The following is a 15155-nucleotide window of genomic DNA, read 5'->3' as shown; positions in this document are numbered from 1 at the left end:
CGCCGGGTGATCCGCGGCGCAGTAGGGTGGGGGCGACCCTGGAATCCCTTGGTGAGGACCCCCCATGAGCACTCCTCCGGAGAACCCCTACGACCCCTCCCAGTACGGCGGCGACCACCCGCAGTACGGGCAGCCGCAGCAGCCGCAGCAGCCCTACGGCCACCAGCAGCCGTACCAGACGGGGGCCCAGGTCCCGCCGGGGTACCAGGTGCCGGCCGGCGGCCAGGCGCCCCCGGCCGCCCCCGCCGCCCCGGGGATCCTCGGCTCGCTCTTCGACTTCACCTTCAGGGAGTCGGTCGCCCCCCGGATCATCAAGGTCCTGTACATCGTGGGGCTCGTCGTGATCGGGCTCTCGGCACTGTCCGGTGTCGTCGGCTCCATCGGCGCCATGCCGCACAGCCCCGTCGCCGGGGTACTGGGGCTCTTCGAGAGCCTCGTCGGCGGCGCGCTGGCCGTGCTGGTCACCCGGATCGCGCTGGAACTGGTCCTGGTGCTGCTCCGCATCGGCGACGACCTGTCCGCGCTGCGCCGCGCCAAGGGCGTCTGACCCGCGCGGCGGCCGCACTCCCGGGCCCTGTCCCCACCCGTGCCCCGGGCGGCGATCGCGGTCGCGGTGCGCACGGGCCCCGGTGCCCGCCCGCTCCGTCAACGGTGCGGATCGGCCTCGCGGAGCAGGCGCCGGACCGCCTCCGGGGCGTCGTGGAGCGCGAGGTGCCCGGCGCCCCGCAGGACGCGCACCCCCGTGCCGAGCAGGCGGCGCGCCGGTCCGCTCAGCAGGGAGGGCGTGAGCACCCGGTCGTGCTCCCCGGCCGCGACGGTCACCGGCGTACGGGACCAGTCCCGGAACTCCTCCCCGCGCAGCAGCCCGGGCACCGGTTCGGCCCGGCAGTGCCGCCCCACCAGCGCCGTCCACACCGACAGCGGGTGGTGTCCGGACCGATCCGGCGGGGTGCCCAGGGCGTCGAGCAGGCCGGCCGCGGTCCGGGCGTTCGGGGACAGCCGCCACGCCCAGGCGGCACGGGTCCTTCCGAGGTCGGGGACGGGGGCGGCCAGGCCGTCCGGGCCGACCAGGACCAGGGCGGCGACCAGCGGCGAGGGTGTCGCGGTCAGGGCCGCGACCGCGCCGATCCCGTGGCCCAGCACGATCACCGGAGTCTCGGTGACCCGGGGTAACAGGTCGTCGAGCCAGACGCCCAGGGCGCCGGCGCGGTGCAGCGCCGAGCGGGAGGCGTCGCCGGTCCCCGGCAGCCCGGGCAGGTCGGCGGAGACCACGGTCCGGTCCTCGGCCAGGGAGCGCAGGGCGGGGACCAGGTTGGCCGTTCCCAGGAGTTCCCCGGACAGCAGCAGGACCGGTGTCGCCGGACCGCCCGGCAGCACGTGGACCCCGGCGGTGCGGCCCGAGGCGGTCACCAGGGAGGACCTGAGCCCGGGCTCCCGGGCCAGGGCCGCCTCGCACCACGCGCGCACGACGACCTCGCCGACCGCCGAACGGTACACGGACCGGGCCTGACGCACCGGCGTCACGGACAGCGGACTCATCACTCTTCCTCGGATCGCTCGGGTTCGCGCGGGTGCCGCGCACACGGCTCGGGACCGGGACACCGTTCGGCGGTGTCCCGGCCCCGAGCCGGGGATCTCTCAGCGCAGGGGGTCGAACGCGGCCAAGGCCGCCGGGGCCTTTCCCGTGGCGATCCGCTCCGCCAGGAGGCGGCCGGTGACGGGGCCGTGGGTGAGCCCCCACATGCCGTGGCCCCCGGCGGTGTACACGCCGGGGAGGCGGGTGGCGCCGACCAGGGGTCTGCCGTCCGGGGTGACCGGGCGCGGGCCCACCCACACGTCGCTCCGCTCGTCCCAGCGCACACCTTTCAGGAAGGGCCTGGCCGAGCGCACGATGGCCTCGACGCGGCGGGGCCGCAGGGCGTCGTCCGGTCCGCGGAACTCCATGGTCCCCGCCACCCGCAGCCCGCCCCGGTAGGGAGTGCACGCCACACGGGCCTCGGGCAGGTAGACCGGCCCCGTGACGGGGGCGTCGACGGGCACGGTGAAGGAGTAGCCGCGGCCCGCCCGTACCGGGACCCGTACCCCCAGGGGACGCAGGAGCCGGTCGGACCAGGCGCCGGAGCACACCACCGCGGCGTCGGCGCGCAGTGGTTCGCCGGCACCGGAGACCACGGTGACCGTCGAGCCCGAGCGGTGCACGGAGGCCGCCTCGAACCCGCCGCGGACCGTGCCGCCGCGTTCGCGCACCGAGGAGGCCATGTTGCGGACCAGTTCGCCCGGGTCGACGTAGCGCTGCCCGGACAGCCGCACCGCGGCGCGGATCGATGCGGCCGCCTGCGGCGCGGCGGAGCGTGCGTCGTCCCCGGCGAGGGCGGTGTACTCCACTTCCAGGCCGGAGGAGCCGATCCGGTCGAGTTCGCGCACCAGGGCGGCCGCCGCCCGCGTGGAGCGGAACAGCGCCGTGATGGGGGAGGAGACGGCGGTGGTGCCCACGCCCGCCTTCTCCAGTTCGTCGAACGCCTCCAGGCAGTCGGTGTTCAGCGGCAGGTTCGCGCGGACCGCGCGCTCCCACGAGGGCCACCGGCAGTGTGCCGCGAACCGGAGCAGGAACGACCACAGGGCGGGGGACACCGTCGGCGGGATCGACAGCGGGGCATCGGGGTCCACCAGGGACCGCGGCCCCTGGAGCAGCACGCCGGGTTCGTTCAGCGGGATCGCCAGGCCTGGGGAGAGCCATCCGGCGTTGCCCCAGGAGGCGCCGCCGCCGGCCCCCTCCCGGTCCACGACGGTGACCCGTACGCCGTGCTCCTGGAGGAACCACGCGGTGGACAGCCCGACGACTCCGGCCCCCACCACCAGCACGTGCCGGACCGCACGCCCCGTGTCCGTCATCTCCGCCCTCTTCCCCCTCATGACCGTCGGACCCCACCATGGCCTGTGTCCGGACGAGAGGGATTGTCCGTATCGGACAACAGGGAGGGGCGATTCTGTCAGAAACCCACAATCAGGCCGGGGCGAGGATCCGGGCGTCGGCGCGCGTGGGGCCTGAGAACACCGCCTCCAGCGGGGCGCCCAGGGCCTCGGCGAGGGCCTCGGGCGGGGTGGGGCCGTCGGCCAGGACGGGCCGGGCCGTGGCGAGGGCGCCGGCCAGCGCCTCCTGGCGGCGCAGGTGGGCGTCGGCGCGGGCGTCGAGGCGGCCCGGGGCCGGGTGCAGCGGGTGGCTGGGCGCCGGGGCCTCGCCCGGGGTGATCTCCAGCGGCCGTCCCGCCGGGTCGGTGTAGCCGGTGCAGCGGCGCAGCCGGTCGCCCGCCGCGGCGGCGCTGTCGGCGTGCGTCACCACCAGGGAGTCCACCCCGCCGGTGGCGGCCAGCGCGTACCGGTGGGCGGCCAGGTCCAGGTGGCCCACCCGGAACGCCCCCTGCCAGGGGTGCGTTCCGTTGTGCGGCTCGGGCAGCAGGGGGGCCAGCGCCGGGTCCTCGGTGGGGAAGGGCCCGGCCCCGTGCCGGGTGGTGTAGGCGCGCACCACCCCGATCCGGCGGGCGTCGCCGGGGCGGCCGGCCTCCGCCAGCAGCGCCAGCGGGTTCGCGGTGGTCGTCGTGGACCAGGTCGTGTGGGGGTGGAAGCCGTGCCACTCGTCCAGCAGCACCCCCTGGGCGCCCTCGAACACGACCGGGGTGCGGGCCAGCAGGCCCGGCAGGTACGCCTCGTCCACGATGCGGACCCGGTCGGCGAACCCCCCGTACGCCGCGACGCAGTCCTCGACGTCCGGGGCCTCGCGGGCGCCGCCGCCCAGTTCGCGGCGGAGCGCCTCCAGGTGGTCGGCCAGCCGGCGCAGCTTGCGGCGCAGCACCGCGGGCGCGCGGCAGTCGCCGACGGTGGGCGCGTCCCCGGGGCGGGCCAGGGCGTAGGCCATCGCCTCGCCCACGCCCATCCCGCACGATCCGTGGCGGCCTCCGCCCCGGGCGCGTTCGCGGACCCGGTTGGCCTCCTGGTGCCAGGGGGTGGCGATCAGCGCCCGCCCGTCCACCGTGACCAGGGCGAACGGATCGGCCACGCCCAGGGACGCCAGGTGGGCGCCCTCCGCGGCCAGCGCGAAGGGGTCCACCACCATCAGCCGGGACAGGTGCGTGGGCACCGGCCCGCCCGGGGCCAGGGTCCCCGCGCCGAACTGGGAGAACGTGTGGTGGCGCCCGTCGGGGGCCACCACGTTGTGGGCGGCCTGGGCGCCCCCGTTGGCGCGCACGACGGCGCCGTAGCGCCGCCGTGCGCACAGCAGGTCGACCGTCGCCCCCTTGCCCGCGTCGCCGAACCCCAGGTCCACGACGACGGCGGAGGCGTCGGCCCACGGCAGGCCGGTCACAGCCGCTCCGTCCCGGGGGCCGAGAGGTCGGTGCCGGGCAGTGCGTCCGAGCGCACGATCGAGCCGCGCGGCCCGGCCAGCGGCCGCAGCGCCTTGCCGACCACGCCGCCCGCGTCGGACCCGGCGTCGGCGAGGTCGGCCAGCCCCTCCTCCAGGTCGACGGCCTCCTCGGCCAGGCCGACGGTCACCGCGATGGTCTCCGACACCGCGCCCAGGTCGTCCAGGTGGATGACGTTCTGGCCCAGGTGGGTGTCCCAGAAGCCCCGGACCTCGTCGTTGGTGTAGTGGCTGCTGCCGCTCGGCATGATGAAGTACACCTCGAAGCTGCGCCGCAGCTCCTCCAGGATCCGCGGGAACGGGATGTCCTCGGCCAGGTCGTCGCCGATGACCTCGCGCACCTCGCGGGCCTTGACCTTCCCGTAGGCCTTCTCGTCGCCGATGAGGAACAGGTAGCCCTTGCGGCCGCGCTTCTCCAGGCAGTCCATGGCGGTGTGCCGGGCCATGAAGTACATGGCCAGCTCGTAGGACTCGGTGACCTGCCCGCCGCCACCGCCCTCCAGCAGGATGTTGCCGAGGTCCTCCTCCAGCTCGTTGCCGGACTCGAACTGGCCGACCTGGAGCGGGGCCCGGTCGCAGGTGGCGTCGCCGATGCCGCCGAACAGGATCTGCGGGTGCTCGACGTAGCCCTTGCGCAGCAGCAGGCCGAACAGGGCGGGCAGCTTGCTCTGGAGCACGCGGGGGACGCGGCCCATCGAGCCGGTGACGTCGAACAGCACCGAGATGGCCAGGGACTCGGGGTGCTCGTCGGAGTCGCGGCTCTCGCGGACGGCGACGCCCTTGGGGTCGAGCTTCTCGTGGACCTTCCACTTGCTGCGGGGCACCGAGGACAGGACGTCGTCGGTGTAGCCGAAGTCGCTGCGCCCGGCCGCCGCGTTGAAGGCCTTGCGGGCGTGGTAGGCGTCGGTGGACCAGTGGCTGCTTCCCATGGCGGGTTCTCCTTGTTCGGTGGGGCGGGGTTCAGCGGGGGTCGGGCATGGCGAAGGGGCGGAACCGGCGCGGCCCGTAGAGCCGCTCCAGGACCTCGTCGAGTTCGACCAGCAGGGCGAACCCGTCGGCGGGACGCTGCGCGGCCGACGGCAGGGCGCAGCCCCTGGCGAACGAGCGCAGCTCCCGGGGCAGGCGTCCGGCGGTGACGTACTCGATGCACCGGGTCGCCATGTAGATGTCGGTCCGCACCGAGGCCGGGCCCCGTTCGGCCACCTCGGGCGGGTAGAAGTCCTTGCGGTGGGGGACCATCGCGGGGATGTGGGGGGCGGTGCGCGGGGCGTGCCCGGTGACCGAGTAGCACCAGTCGACCAGGACCAGTCCGTGCTCCCCGGGGTGGATCAGCACGTGTTCGGGCACCACCGCCCCGTGCACCACCCCGGCCCGGGAGGCCGCGTCGACCGCCACCAGCAGGCGGCGCCACATCCACGCGGCGTCGCGCGGGTCGACGCCGCCGGGGTGGGCGCGGCGCACGTCGGCCAGGCTGTGGAAGCCGTCCAGCCGGGCCAGCACGTTGGCCCTGCGCTCGACCCCGGTCGCGGCGTCGCGGTGGCGGATCGACTCCAGCAGCCGGGGGAAGAACGCCCGCGCCTCGCGCGGCCCGCGCTCGCGGATCCGCTCCAGGGCGGTGGCCTCGGCCTCCATGAGGTCGTTGTCGCGCGGGGACCGGGGCACCTTGAGCACCGCGCCGTGCCAGTCGCCGTCCCGGTAGCGGACGGGGTACAGGTCGGCGACGTCGCCCGAGGCGAGGGGGGAGGACCCCACGTGGTAGCCGCGGGTGGCGGTGACCACCACGTGGTCGTCGAATCCGACCCGGCCCCGGACGGCCTCCCGGTAACGCGTCCACATCCCGGCCAGCCGGGTGAACAGCGCGGCGTCGCCCGCGGGTGTGTCGGGGTGCAGCAGGCGGGCGAGCCGCCGGTGGGCGGCCGAGGCCGCGGCGGGCACGCCGCCGTCGGCGGGCAGGGGGCCGAACAGGTCGGACGGGTCGCGGGCGGTGAGGACGGCGCGGGCCGCCTCCTCCACGGTCATGGGGGCCTCCACGGGGGTCACTGGGTGCTCCGCAGCAGCGGGGGGTACAGGGCGGCGGTGCCGCCCGCCCGGTACAGGCGGGCGCGGCGGCCGCCGCCGGGGCCGCCGCGCCCGGCGAGCTCGCCGGTGTCCTCGACGAACCCGGGGGCGGCGAGGATCTTGCGGTGGAAGTTGGCGGCGTGCAGGGGCCGGTCCCACACGGCCTCGTACACCTCGCGCAGGTCGGTGATGGTGAACACCGGCGGCAGGAACGCGGTGGCCAGGGAGGTGTACTCCAGCTTGGCGCGGGCCCGCTCGACGGCGTCGGCGACGATGCGGGCGTGGTCGAAGGCGGGTTCGTACCGCGCGGACCCGCCGTGCCCGAGGTCGCGCCAGGGGATCCAGGCGGCCTCCGCGGTGTCGCGGCCCTGCTCGGGATCGGGCAGGTCGGGGGCCAGCAGCATGTACGCAACGGAGAACACCCGCATGCGGGGGTCGCGGTCGCGGGCGCCGTAGGTGCCCAGCTGCTCCAGGTGCAGGGTCGCGGGCAGCGCGGTCTTCTCGGCCAGGACGCGCAGCGCCGCGTCGGGCAGGTCGGGGTCGGCGGGCCCGTCGGGGCCGTCCTGGGCCCGGACGAAGCCGCCGGGCAGCGCCCACCGGCCCTTCTGCGGGCTGGCGCCGCGCCGGACCAGCAGCACCAGCGGCTCCCCGGCGCGGATCGTCATCGCCACGACGTCGACGGTCACCGCCGCGGGGGCGTAGGCGCGCGGATCGTAGGCGGCCAGGAACTCCCTCTCGTCCGCATCCCGCCGCATCCCGTCGTCCACCATGGCCCGTCCAGTTCTTCTCAGAGTGAGTTTTTCTCGATCTGAGGAGAACTTAGCACGCCTCCCGGGAGGAGTCCACCCCATTTCCGCGGCGCGCACCGCCGCCACGGGCCGCCCGGCGGGAGGCGGACTCCGAGGAGGTACCGCGCACCGCCGTCGCGGGGGCGTCCGGTACGGTCGGTCCGGCGAAGGGGGAGGGAACATGGAGAGCCTGACCGACCTGGTGGGACCCGGATCGACCGTGGCCCTGGGCGACGGCTTCGGCGCGCCGCGGAGCGCCACCGCCGAGCTGTGCGCGGCCGCCGCGCGGGCCGGCGGGGTGCGCCTCGTCCTGGGCTGGGTCCCCGAGGCCGACCCGGCGCTCGACCCCGCGGCGTTCGCCGACGCCCGCACCGTCATGCCCGGCTGGGGCCTGCGCGACCACGTCGACGGCGGCCGCGTCGCCCACCCGCCGGTGCGCATGTCCGCCGTGCCCGCCCTGCTGCACGGGCCCTGGCGCCCCGACCTCCTCGTCGCCTCCCTGGTCCCGGTGCCCGGCGGCCACGCGTTCGGCAGCGAGGTGGGCTGGCTGCGCACCGCCGTCGACGCGGGCGCCCTCGTCGCCGGGGTGGTCTCCCCGCGACTGCCCCGCGCCGACGCCGGGCCCCCGCTGCCCGCAGACCGGGTCGTCGTCATCGGGGAGAGCGACCGCACCGCCGGGACCCTGCGCCCCTCGCCCAGCGGCCCCGACCAGACCGCCATCGCCCGCCACCTGGCGCCCCTCATCCCCGAGGGCGCCCGCCTCCAGCTCGGCTTCGGCGCAGTGCCCGCCGCCCTGGCCGCGGAGCTGGACGTCCCCGTGCGCATCGACTCCGGCCCCCTGCCCGAGGCCGTGGTCGACCTCGACGAGCGCGGCCTGCTGCTGGGCGACCCCGTCGGCATGTACCTCGTCGGCGGCCCCCGTCTGCACGCCTGGGCCGACGGCCGCCCCCTGCTGCACCCCGTCGACCACGTCCTGGACCCCGGCCGCCTGTCCGCCGACCCCTTCGTCGCGGTCAACACCGCCGTGGAGATCGACCACGACGGCCAGGTCAACGTCGAGGGCACCGCCCGGGGCGTGCTCGGCGGCATCGGCGGCCACGCCGACTACGCCGCGGCCGCCACCCGCTCCGTCGGCGGCCTCAGCGTCATCGCCGTCCCCACCCGCCACCGCGGCAGGTCCACCCTGGTCGAACGCCTCTCCCGGCCGGTCACCACCCCCTCCCAGGACGTGGAGGTGGTGGTCACCGAACGCGGCGTCGCCGACCTGCGCGGACTGTCCCGCGCCGAGCGCCGTGCCGCCCTGGCCGACCTGTGGGGCGCCGGGCGCCCCTGACCGCCCCCGCCCCGCCCCCGCGCACCGGTACGCTCGACCGGCACGGTCCCGGCGACACGCCGGGCCGCGCGCGGGGCCCCTGTCGTCCCGCAGCGCTAGCATGGTGCGAACGGACGTTCGAGAAAGGTGTGGGGCGCGTGCGCGTGTTGGGGATCGACCCGGGGCTCACCCGGTGCGGCGTCGGCGCCGTGGAAGGCGCCATCGGCCGCCCGCTGAGCCTCATCGGCGCCGACGCCATCCGCACCAGCCCCGACGAGGACCTGCCCCAGCGCCTGCTCGGCGTCGAGCGCGGCATCGAGCGGTGGCTCGACGAGATCCGCCCCGACGCCGTCGCCGTCGAGCGGGTCTTCGCCCAGCACAACCTCAGCACCGTCATGGGCACCGCCCAGGCCAGCGGCATCGCCCTGGTCTGCGCCGCCCGCCGCGGCCTGCCCGTCGCCCTGCACACCCCCAGCGAGGCCAAGGCCGCCATCACCGGCAGCGGACGCGCCGACAAGGCGCAGGTCGGCACCATGGTCGCGCGTATCCTCGGACTCGACGGCCCGCCCCGTCCCGCCGACGCCGCCGACGCGGTGGCGCTGGCCATCTGCCACATCTGGCGCGGCGGGGCCCAGGCCCGGGTGGCCCAGGCGCAACAGGACTTCGCCCGCCGGGTGGAACTGGCCCGACGCGCCCGCGGCACCCGCCCCTAAGGAAGGAGAAGGGCACCCGCTGCCCGCCTTGACATGATCGCGTTCCTCACCGGCCGGGTGGCCGCACGCGGCGCGGGCAGCGCCGTCATCGACGTCGGCGGGGTCGGCATGTTCGTGCAGTGCACCCCGAGCGCCCTGTCCCGCCTGCACGTCGGGGAGACCGGCACCGTCGCCACCAGCCTCGTCGTGCGCGAGGAGTCGCTCACCCTCTTCGGGTTCGCCGACGACGACGAGAAGCACCTGTTCGAGCAGCTCCAGACCGCGTCCGGGGTCGGCCCCCGGCTGGCCCTGGCCATGCTGTCGGTCCACAGCCCCGACTCCCTGCGCCACGCCGTGGCCACCGAGGACACCAACGCCCTGGTCCGGGTCCCGGGCATCGGCAAGAAGGGCGCCCAGCGCATCGTCCTGGAGCTGCGCGGCAAACTCGACCCGCCCGTCTTCACCGACGGCACCCTGCCGCCCGCACAGGGCGGCGCCGGGGGCGGGGCGGGCGGAGCCTGGCGCACCCAGGTGGTCTCCGGCCTGGTCAACCTCGGCTGGTCCGCCAAGGACGCCGAGGCCGCGGCCGCCGCCGTCGCCCCCCAGGCCGAGGAGACCACCGACGTCGCCGTCCTGCTGCGCAGCGCCCTGCGCACCCTCAGCCGCGCCTAGGAGCATCCCGTGTACGACCACGACGACCGCCCGACGGGCCCCGCCGACCCCTACGCCCGCGAGGCGGTCTCACCCGAGGCCGCGGCGGACGAGCGTCAGATCGAGGGCGCCCTGCGGCCGCGCTCGCTCGACGACTTCGTCGGCCAGGAGCGGGTGCGCGAGCAGCTCTCCCTGGTCCTGGACAGCGCCCGCAAGCGCAACCGCGCCCCCGACCACGTCCTCATGTCCGGCGGCCCCGGCCTGGGCAAGACCACCCTGGCCATGATCATCGCCGCCGAGCTGGGCGCGCCCCTGCGGATCACCTCCGGACCCGCCATCGAACGCTCCGGCGACCTGGCCGCGGTGCTGTCCACCCTCCAGGAGGGCGAGGTGCTGTTCCTGGACGAGATCCACCGGATGGCCCGCCCCGCCGAGGAGATGCTCTACGTCGCCATGGAGGACTTCCGGGTCGACGTGGTCGTCGGCAAGGGCCCGGGCGCCACCGCCATCCCGCTCGACATCGCCCCGTTCACCCTGGTCGGCGCCACCACCCGGGCCGGGATGCTGCCCGCACCGCTGCGCGACCGGTTCGGCTTCACCGCCCACATGGACTTCTACACGGCCCAGGAGCTGGAGCTCATCCTGCACCGCTCGGCCGGGCTGCTCGGCGTCCCGCTGGCCGAGGACGCCGCCCGCGAGATCGCCGGGCGCTCGCGCGGCACGCCCCGCATCGCCAACCGGCTGCTGCGCCGGGTCCGCGACTACGCCGAGGTGCGCGGCGACGGCATCATGTCCCTGGAGACCGCCCGCGCCACCCTGGAGCTGTACGAGGTGGACGCCCTGGGCCTGGACCGCCTCGACCGCGCCATCCTCGACGTGCTGCTCAACCGCTTCCGCGGCGGCCCGGTGGGCCTGTCCACCCTGGCGGTGTCGGTGGGGGAGGAGGCCGAGACCGTCGAGGTCGTGGCCGAGCCCTTCCTGGTCCGCTCCGGGTTCCTGGCCCGCACCCCGCGGGGCCGGGTCGCCACCCCGCTCGCCTGGGCGCACCTGGGCATCACGCCCCCGCCCGACGCCGCCTTCGGTGCAGCCGCCCAGACCGCCGCCCAGACCGCCGCCCAGGGCGGCTCCCCGGGCGCCAACGGCGCCAACGGCAACGGGACGCCGGGCGCCCCCTGAGCGCACGGTGCGCCCCGCGGCCGTTCACGGTCCCGGGGCGCAACCGTTAACACTCCGATCTCCGCCGGTGGGGGAACGGTGACCGGCGCCACGTAAGCTGGGTCGAACCGACCGACGGCGGGGTCCCGTACCCCGCCCGGGAGTGCCGTTCGGCACCGAAGGAACGCCTCGGCCCCCCGGAACGTTGTAGTGACCGGGTGCCGAGCGGGCCGAACGGTCCGGACGGCACGAACAAGGTGGTCGTCGACCGATCCGTCGGCCACAGACGAAGACTTCAGGAAGGACGCCCCGTGCAGGGCCTTTACCAACTCGCCGACGGAGCAGCCCCGGCGGGCGGAGGACTCCTCTCCTCGCTCCCCATGATCGCCCTCATCCTCCTGGTGTTCTGGCTGCTGATCTGGCGGCCCAACCAGAAGCGTCGCCAGCAGGAGACGCAGATGCAGAGCGCCCTCGTCCCGGGGGTCGAGGTCATGACCAAGGCGGGTATCTACGGCACCGTCGTGGAGGTCCAGGAGACCGACGTGATCCTCGAGATCTCGCCCGGCACCCGCATCCGCATGCTCAAGCCGGGCATCGGTGAGATCATCACGCCGCAGGCCGACGACACGCCGGTCGAGGACCGCCCCGACTTCGGCGACGACGACCCCAAGCCCAACAACTGACGGACGCCGCCCGCACCCCGTGGTGAACCGCCCCGGGGCGGGCGTCCCGCGCGCCGAAGCACGGATCCGCCGGTACCGGCCCCCGCCCGGGGCCGGTACCGGCGTGTCCGGCCCCCGCCGCCCCGCCGGAACAGACACACCGGAACACCAGTAAGGTCCACACCGCACCATGGCCCACGACAACGCACCCGCGGACACCGCCGCCGACCGGGACGCCCTCCTGGCGCGCATCCGCGACATCCCCGACTTCCCCAAGCCCGGCATCCTGTTCAAGGACATCACGCCGCTGCTCAACGACCCCGCGGCGCTGGCCGCGACCGTCGCCGGGCTGGCCGGCCCCTTCGAGGGCGCGGGGGTGGACCACGTGGTCGGGCTGGAGGCCCGCGGCTTCATCTTCGGCGCCCCGGTGGCCCTGGCGCTGGGGGCCGGGTTCGTCCCCGCGCGCAAAGCCGGGAAACTGCCCGCGTCCGTGATCGAGCAGCCCTATGATCTGGAGTACGGGACCGCGAGCGTGGAGATCCACGCCGACGCGATCACCGAGGGCTCCCGCGTGCTCATCGTCGACGACGTCCTGGCGACCGGGGGCACCGGGCGGGCCGCGGTGGACCTGGTCCGCAAGGCGGGTGGTACGGTCGTGGGATTCTCCGTCCTGATGGAGCTCACCGCTCTCCACGGGCGGGAGAGGCTGTCCGACGTGGAGCCGCACGCCCTCCTCTCGGTCTGAGGGCCCGCACGCACCCCCGCACGGTCCGGTCCTCCGGCGTACCCGGAGCGCCGTCCGCCCGGCCCGGGCGCCGGGGCGCCCGACCGAGCGGCCCGGGCCGCCGGACCGGGTGTCCGTGCCGGTGGGCCGGGGGCCGGGGCCACTAGACTGGTGGCGGGAGCGGCACCGCGGCGGCCGTGACGGGCGACCGGCCCCGACAGATACGCACGTGCACCGGTGGAGCCGGGCGACGCCGACCGCCCGTACGATCCGGGCGGAACCGCGGGAGGTAGGCATGCCAGGCGAAGTGGTCTCGACCGGGACGGTGTCCGGGCACGGGACGCCGGAGGACGCCTCCCGCACCGGGGCCGACGGGCGCGCCCCCGCGGGCCGCGAACGCCCCACGACCGACGACCGCCCGGAGGGCGCCGCCGCGGCGGCGCCCTCCGCCGCATCCACGCCCTCCACCGTGCGAGTCCGCAGAAGACTCGCCCGACTCGGCGCCCAGCGGGGAGTGACGATGAACCCGGTGCTGGAACCACTGATCAAGACCGTGCGCGCCACCCACCCCAAGGTGGACGTGCGGCTCATCGAGCGCGCCTACGAGGTGGCCGCCCACCACCACCGGGACCAGAAGCGCAAGAGCGGCGACCCCTACATCACCCACCCGCTCGCCGTCGCCACCATCCTCGCCGAGCTCGGCATGCAGGAGGCCACCCTGGCCGCCGCCCTGCTGCACGACACGGTCGAGGACACCGAGTACACGCTCGCGGAGCTGCGCACCGACTTCGGCGACGAGATCGCCGAGCTCGTCGACGGCGTCACCAAGCTCGACAAGGTCAAGTACGGCGAGGCCACCCAGGCCGAGACCGTCCGCAAGATGGTCGTGGCCATGGCCCGCGACATCCGCGTCCTGGTCATCAAGCTCTGCGACCGGCTGCACAACATGCGCACCCTGCGCTACCTGCCCTCGGTCGCCAAGCGGGAGAAGAAGGCCCGCGAGACCCTGGAGATCTTCGCGCCGCTCGCCCACCGCCTGGGCATGAACACCATCAAGTGGGAGCTGGAGGACCTGGCCTTCGCCACCCTCTACCCCAAGCGGTTCGACGAGATCGCCCGCCTGGTGTCCGAGCGCGCCCCCCGCCGCGACGTGTACCTCCAGGAGGTCATCGAGGCGGTCTCCGGCGACCTGCGCGAGGCCAAGATCAAGGCCACCGTCAAGGGCCGCCCCAAGCACTACTACTCGATCTACCAGAAGATGATCGCCCGCAACGTCGGCTTCGACGAGATCTACGACCTCATCGCCGTGCGGGTCCTGGTGGACAGCGTCCGCGACTGCTACGCGGCCCTGGGGACCATCCACGCCAGGTGGAACCCCGTGCCCGGGCGGTTCAAGGACTACATCGCGATGCCCAAGTTCAACATGTACCAGTCGCTGCACACGACGGTCATCGGGCCCTCGGGCAACCCGGTCGAGCTCCAGATCCGCACCCGCGCCATGCACCGGCGCGCCGAGTACGGCATCGCGGCCCACTGGAAGTACAAGGAGGACCGCAACAGCGGCGGCGCCCCCGCGCCCAAGGGCGGCGCCGACATGGCCTGGCTGCGCCAGCTCATCGACTGGCAGCAGGAGACCAAGGACCCGGGCGAGTTCCTGGAGTCGCTGCGCTTCGACCTGTCGGTGCAGGAGGTGTTCGTCTTCACCCCGCAGGGCGACGTCATCTCGCTGCCGCAGGGCGCCACCGCCGTCGACTTCGCCTACGCCGTGCACACCGAGGTCGGCCACCGCACCGTCGGTGCCCGGGTCAACGGCCGCCTGGTGTCGCTGGAGACCGAGCTCCACAACGGCGAGACCGTCGAGATCATCACCTCCAAGGACCCCGATGCCGGGCCCAACCGGGACTGGCTCGACTTCGTCAAGAGCGCCCGCGCCCGCAACAAGATCCGGCACTGGTTCACCAAGGAGCGCCGCGAGGCCGCGATCGAGCAGGGCAAGGAGGAGATCGCGAAGGTCATGCGCAAGCAGGAGCTCCCGGTCAAGCGCCTGTTCAGCGGAGAGGCCATCATCGCCCTGGCCGACGAGCTGCGCTACCCCGACGTGGACGCCCTGTACGCGGCGGTGGGGGAGCGGCAGGTCAGCGCCCAGAACGTGGTCACCAAGCTCGTCGACTCCATGGGCGCGGTCGACGGCCACACCGGGGACATCGCCGAGTCGGCACTGCCGGCCAAGGCTCCCCGCCAGCGCCAGCCCGGGAACCCGGGCGTGGTCGTGGAGGGCGACGCCGACGTGTGGGCGCGCCTGTCCAAGTGCTGTACGCCGGTGCCCGGGGACGACATCGTCGGTTTCGTGACCCGCGGCAACGGGGTGTCGGTGCACCGCGCCGACTGCGTGAACGTCGCCACCCTGGACCCCGAGCGCAAGGTGCGGGTGGACTGGTCGCCGACGGAGGACTCGCTGTTCCTGGTGGCGCTGCAGGTGGAGGCGCTGGACCGGTCCCGGCTGCTGTCGGACATCACCCGGGTGCTGTCGGACCAGCACGTCAACATCCTGTCGGCGACGGTGCAGACCAGCCGGGACCGGGTCGCCCAGAGCCGGTTCACGTTCGAGATGGCCGACCCGGCGCACCTGGGCAGCGTGCTGCGGGCGGTCCGCGGCGTGGACGGCGTGTACGACGTCTACCGCGTCCGCAACTGAC

General features: G+C 75.0%; 14 protein-coding genes. 8 read left to right on the top strand and 6 right to left on the bottom strand.

Going from position 1 to position 15155, the window contains the following annotated elements; genetic code table 11:
- Positions 1-64: 64 nt before the first annotated feature.
- On the top strand, positions 65-547 hold the full coding sequence (locus tag ACSUPR_RS07830) for a DUF4282 domain-containing protein (RefSeq protein WP_436890468.1): 483 nt from the start codon (positions 65-67) through the stop codon (positions 545-547).
- A gap of 98 nt (positions 548-645) precedes the next feature.
- Here the strand turns inward: ACSUPR_RS07830 and ACSUPR_RS07825 are convergent, their stop codons facing one another.
- The 6 genes from ACSUPR_RS07825 to ACSUPR_RS07800 form a co-directional block, all read right to left on the bottom strand.
- Positions 646-1539 carry an alpha/beta fold hydrolase gene (locus tag ACSUPR_RS07825; protein ID WP_436890467.1) on the bottom strand — a complete coding sequence of 298 codons (894 nt, stop codon included), beginning with the start codon at positions 1537-1539 and terminating at the stop codon, positions 646-648.
- Between the two features lie 99 nt (positions 1540-1638).
- Entirely contained in the window at positions 1639-2892 is a 1254-nt protein-coding gene (locus ACSUPR_RS07820; protein ID WP_436890466.1) for an NAD(P)/FAD-dependent oxidoreductase, read from the bottom strand.
- A gap of 112 nt (positions 2893-3004) precedes the next feature.
- The gene (locus tag ACSUPR_RS07815) at positions 3005-4360 is read right to left on the bottom strand and encodes an adenylosuccinate synthetase (protein WP_436890465.1); all 1356 of its coding nucleotides are present in this window, start codon (positions 4358-4360) and stop codon (positions 3005-3007) included.
- A complete protein-coding gene (locus ACSUPR_RS07810; protein ID WP_436890464.1) occupies positions 4357-5346 on the bottom strand; it encodes a hypothetical protein in 990 nt (329 codons plus the stop codon). Before ACSUPR_RS07810 ends, ACSUPR_RS07815 begins: the two co-directional genes overlap by 4 nt.
- Positions 5347-5377: 31 nt before the next feature.
- A complete protein-coding gene (locus ACSUPR_RS07805; protein WP_436890463.1) occupies positions 5378-6436 on the bottom strand; it encodes a molecular chaperone DnaJ in 1059 nt (352 codons plus the stop codon).
- A gap of 17 nt (positions 6437-6453) precedes the next feature.
- The gene (locus ACSUPR_RS07800) at positions 6454-7245 is read right to left on the bottom strand and encodes an NUDIX hydrolase (protein ID WP_436890462.1); all 792 of its coding nucleotides are present in this window, start codon (positions 7243-7245) and stop codon (positions 6454-6456) included.
- A gap of 199 nt (positions 7246-7444) precedes the next feature.
- On the opposite strand from ACSUPR_RS07800, the gene ACSUPR_RS07795 reads away from it, so the two are divergent.
- From ACSUPR_RS07795 to ACSUPR_RS07765, 7 genes are all read left to right on the top strand, one after another.
- Positions 7445-8596: an acetyl-CoA hydrolase/transferase C-terminal domain-containing protein gene (locus ACSUPR_RS07795; RefSeq protein ID WP_436890461.1), complete on the top strand. Its 1152-nt coding sequence runs from the start codon at positions 7445-7447 to the stop codon at positions 8594-8596.
- 137 nt (positions 8597-8733) lie between these two features.
- Positions 8734-9288: a crossover junction endodeoxyribonuclease RuvC gene (gene ruvC / locus ACSUPR_RS07790; protein ID WP_436890460.1), complete on the top strand. Its 555-nt coding sequence runs from the start codon at positions 8734-8736 to the stop codon at positions 9286-9288.
- A 33-nt stretch (positions 9289-9321) separates the two neighbouring features.
- Positions 9322-9939 (top strand): Holliday junction branch migration protein RuvA, encoded by a 618-nt coding sequence (ruvA, locus tag ACSUPR_RS07785; protein ID WP_436890459.1) that lies wholly within the window; start codon positions 9322-9324, stop codon positions 9937-9939.
- 9 nt (positions 9940-9948) lie between these two features.
- Positions 9949-11094 (top strand): Holliday junction branch migration DNA helicase RuvB, encoded by a 1146-nt coding sequence (gene ruvB, locus ACSUPR_RS07780; protein WP_436890457.1) that lies wholly within the window; start codon positions 9949-9951, stop codon positions 11092-11094.
- A 290-nt stretch (positions 11095-11384) separates the two neighbouring features.
- Positions 11385-11756 (top strand): preprotein translocase subunit YajC, encoded by a 372-nt coding sequence (yajC, locus tag ACSUPR_RS07775; RefSeq protein ID WP_436890456.1) that lies wholly within the window; start codon positions 11385-11387, stop codon positions 11754-11756.
- 169 nt (positions 11757-11925) lie between these two features.
- A complete protein-coding gene (locus tag ACSUPR_RS07770) occupies positions 11926-12480 on the top strand; it encodes an adenine phosphoribosyltransferase (protein ID WP_436890455.1) in 555 nt (184 codons plus the stop codon).
- A gap of 499 nt (positions 12481-12979) precedes the next feature.
- Positions 12980-15154, top strand: a complete 2175-nt coding sequence (locus ACSUPR_RS07765; protein WP_436891913.1) for a RelA/SpoT family protein — start codon at positions 12980-12982, stop codon at positions 15152-15154.
- Position 15155: the final 1 nt, after the last annotated feature.

It is taken from the genome of Nocardiopsis dassonvillei (assembly GCF_964273065.1).
In the GTDB taxonomy this organism is placed as follows: domain Bacteria; phylum Actinomycetota; class Actinomycetes; order Streptosporangiales; family Streptosporangiaceae; genus Nocardiopsis; species Nocardiopsis dassonvillei_B.
The sequence above is the reverse complement of the archived record's forward strand: the minus strand, read 5'-3'. Positions and strand labels throughout refer to the sequence as shown.

Excerpts from the sequence above, each read along its gene's own strand:
- ACSUPR_RS07805 (WP_436890463.1), bottom strand. The coding sequence starts at position 6,436 with ATGACCGTGGAGGAGGCGGCCCGCGCCGTCCTCACCGCCCGCGACCCG.
- ACSUPR_RS07795 (WP_436890461.1), top strand. The coding sequence starts at position 7,445 with ATGGAGAGCCTGACCGACCTGGTGGGACCCGGATCGACCGTGGCCCTG.
- ACSUPR_RS07770 (WP_436890455.1), top strand. The coding sequence starts at position 11,926 with ATGGCCCACGACAACGCACCCGCGGACACCGCCGCCGACCGGGACGCC.
- ACSUPR_RS07820 (WP_436890466.1), bottom strand. The coding sequence starts at position 2,892 with ATGACGGACACGGGGCGTGCGGTCCGGCACGTGCTGGTGGTGGGGGCC.
- ACSUPR_RS07800 (WP_436890462.1), bottom strand. The coding sequence starts at position 7,245 with ATGGTGGACGACGGGATGCGGCGGGATGCGGACGAGAGGGAGTTCCTG.
- ACSUPR_RS07825 (WP_436890467.1), bottom strand. The coding sequence starts at position 1,539 with ATGAGTCCGCTGTCCGTGACGCCGGTGCGTCAGGCCCGGTCCGTGTAC.
- ACSUPR_RS07765 (WP_436891913.1), top strand. The coding sequence starts at position 12,980 with ATGAACCCGGTGCTGGAACCACTGATCAAGACCGTGCGCGCCACCCAC.
- ACSUPR_RS07810 (WP_436890464.1), bottom strand. The coding sequence starts at position 5,346 with ATGGGAAGCAGCCACTGGTCCACCGACGCCTACCACGCCCGCAAGGCC.
- ACSUPR_RS07830 (WP_436890468.1), top strand. The coding sequence starts at position 65 with ATGAGCACTCCTCCGGAGAACCCCTACGACCCCTCCCAGTACGGCGGC.
- ruvA (WP_436890459.1), top strand. The coding sequence starts at position 9,322 with ATGATCGCGTTCCTCACCGGCCGGGTGGCCGCACGCGGCGCGGGCAGC.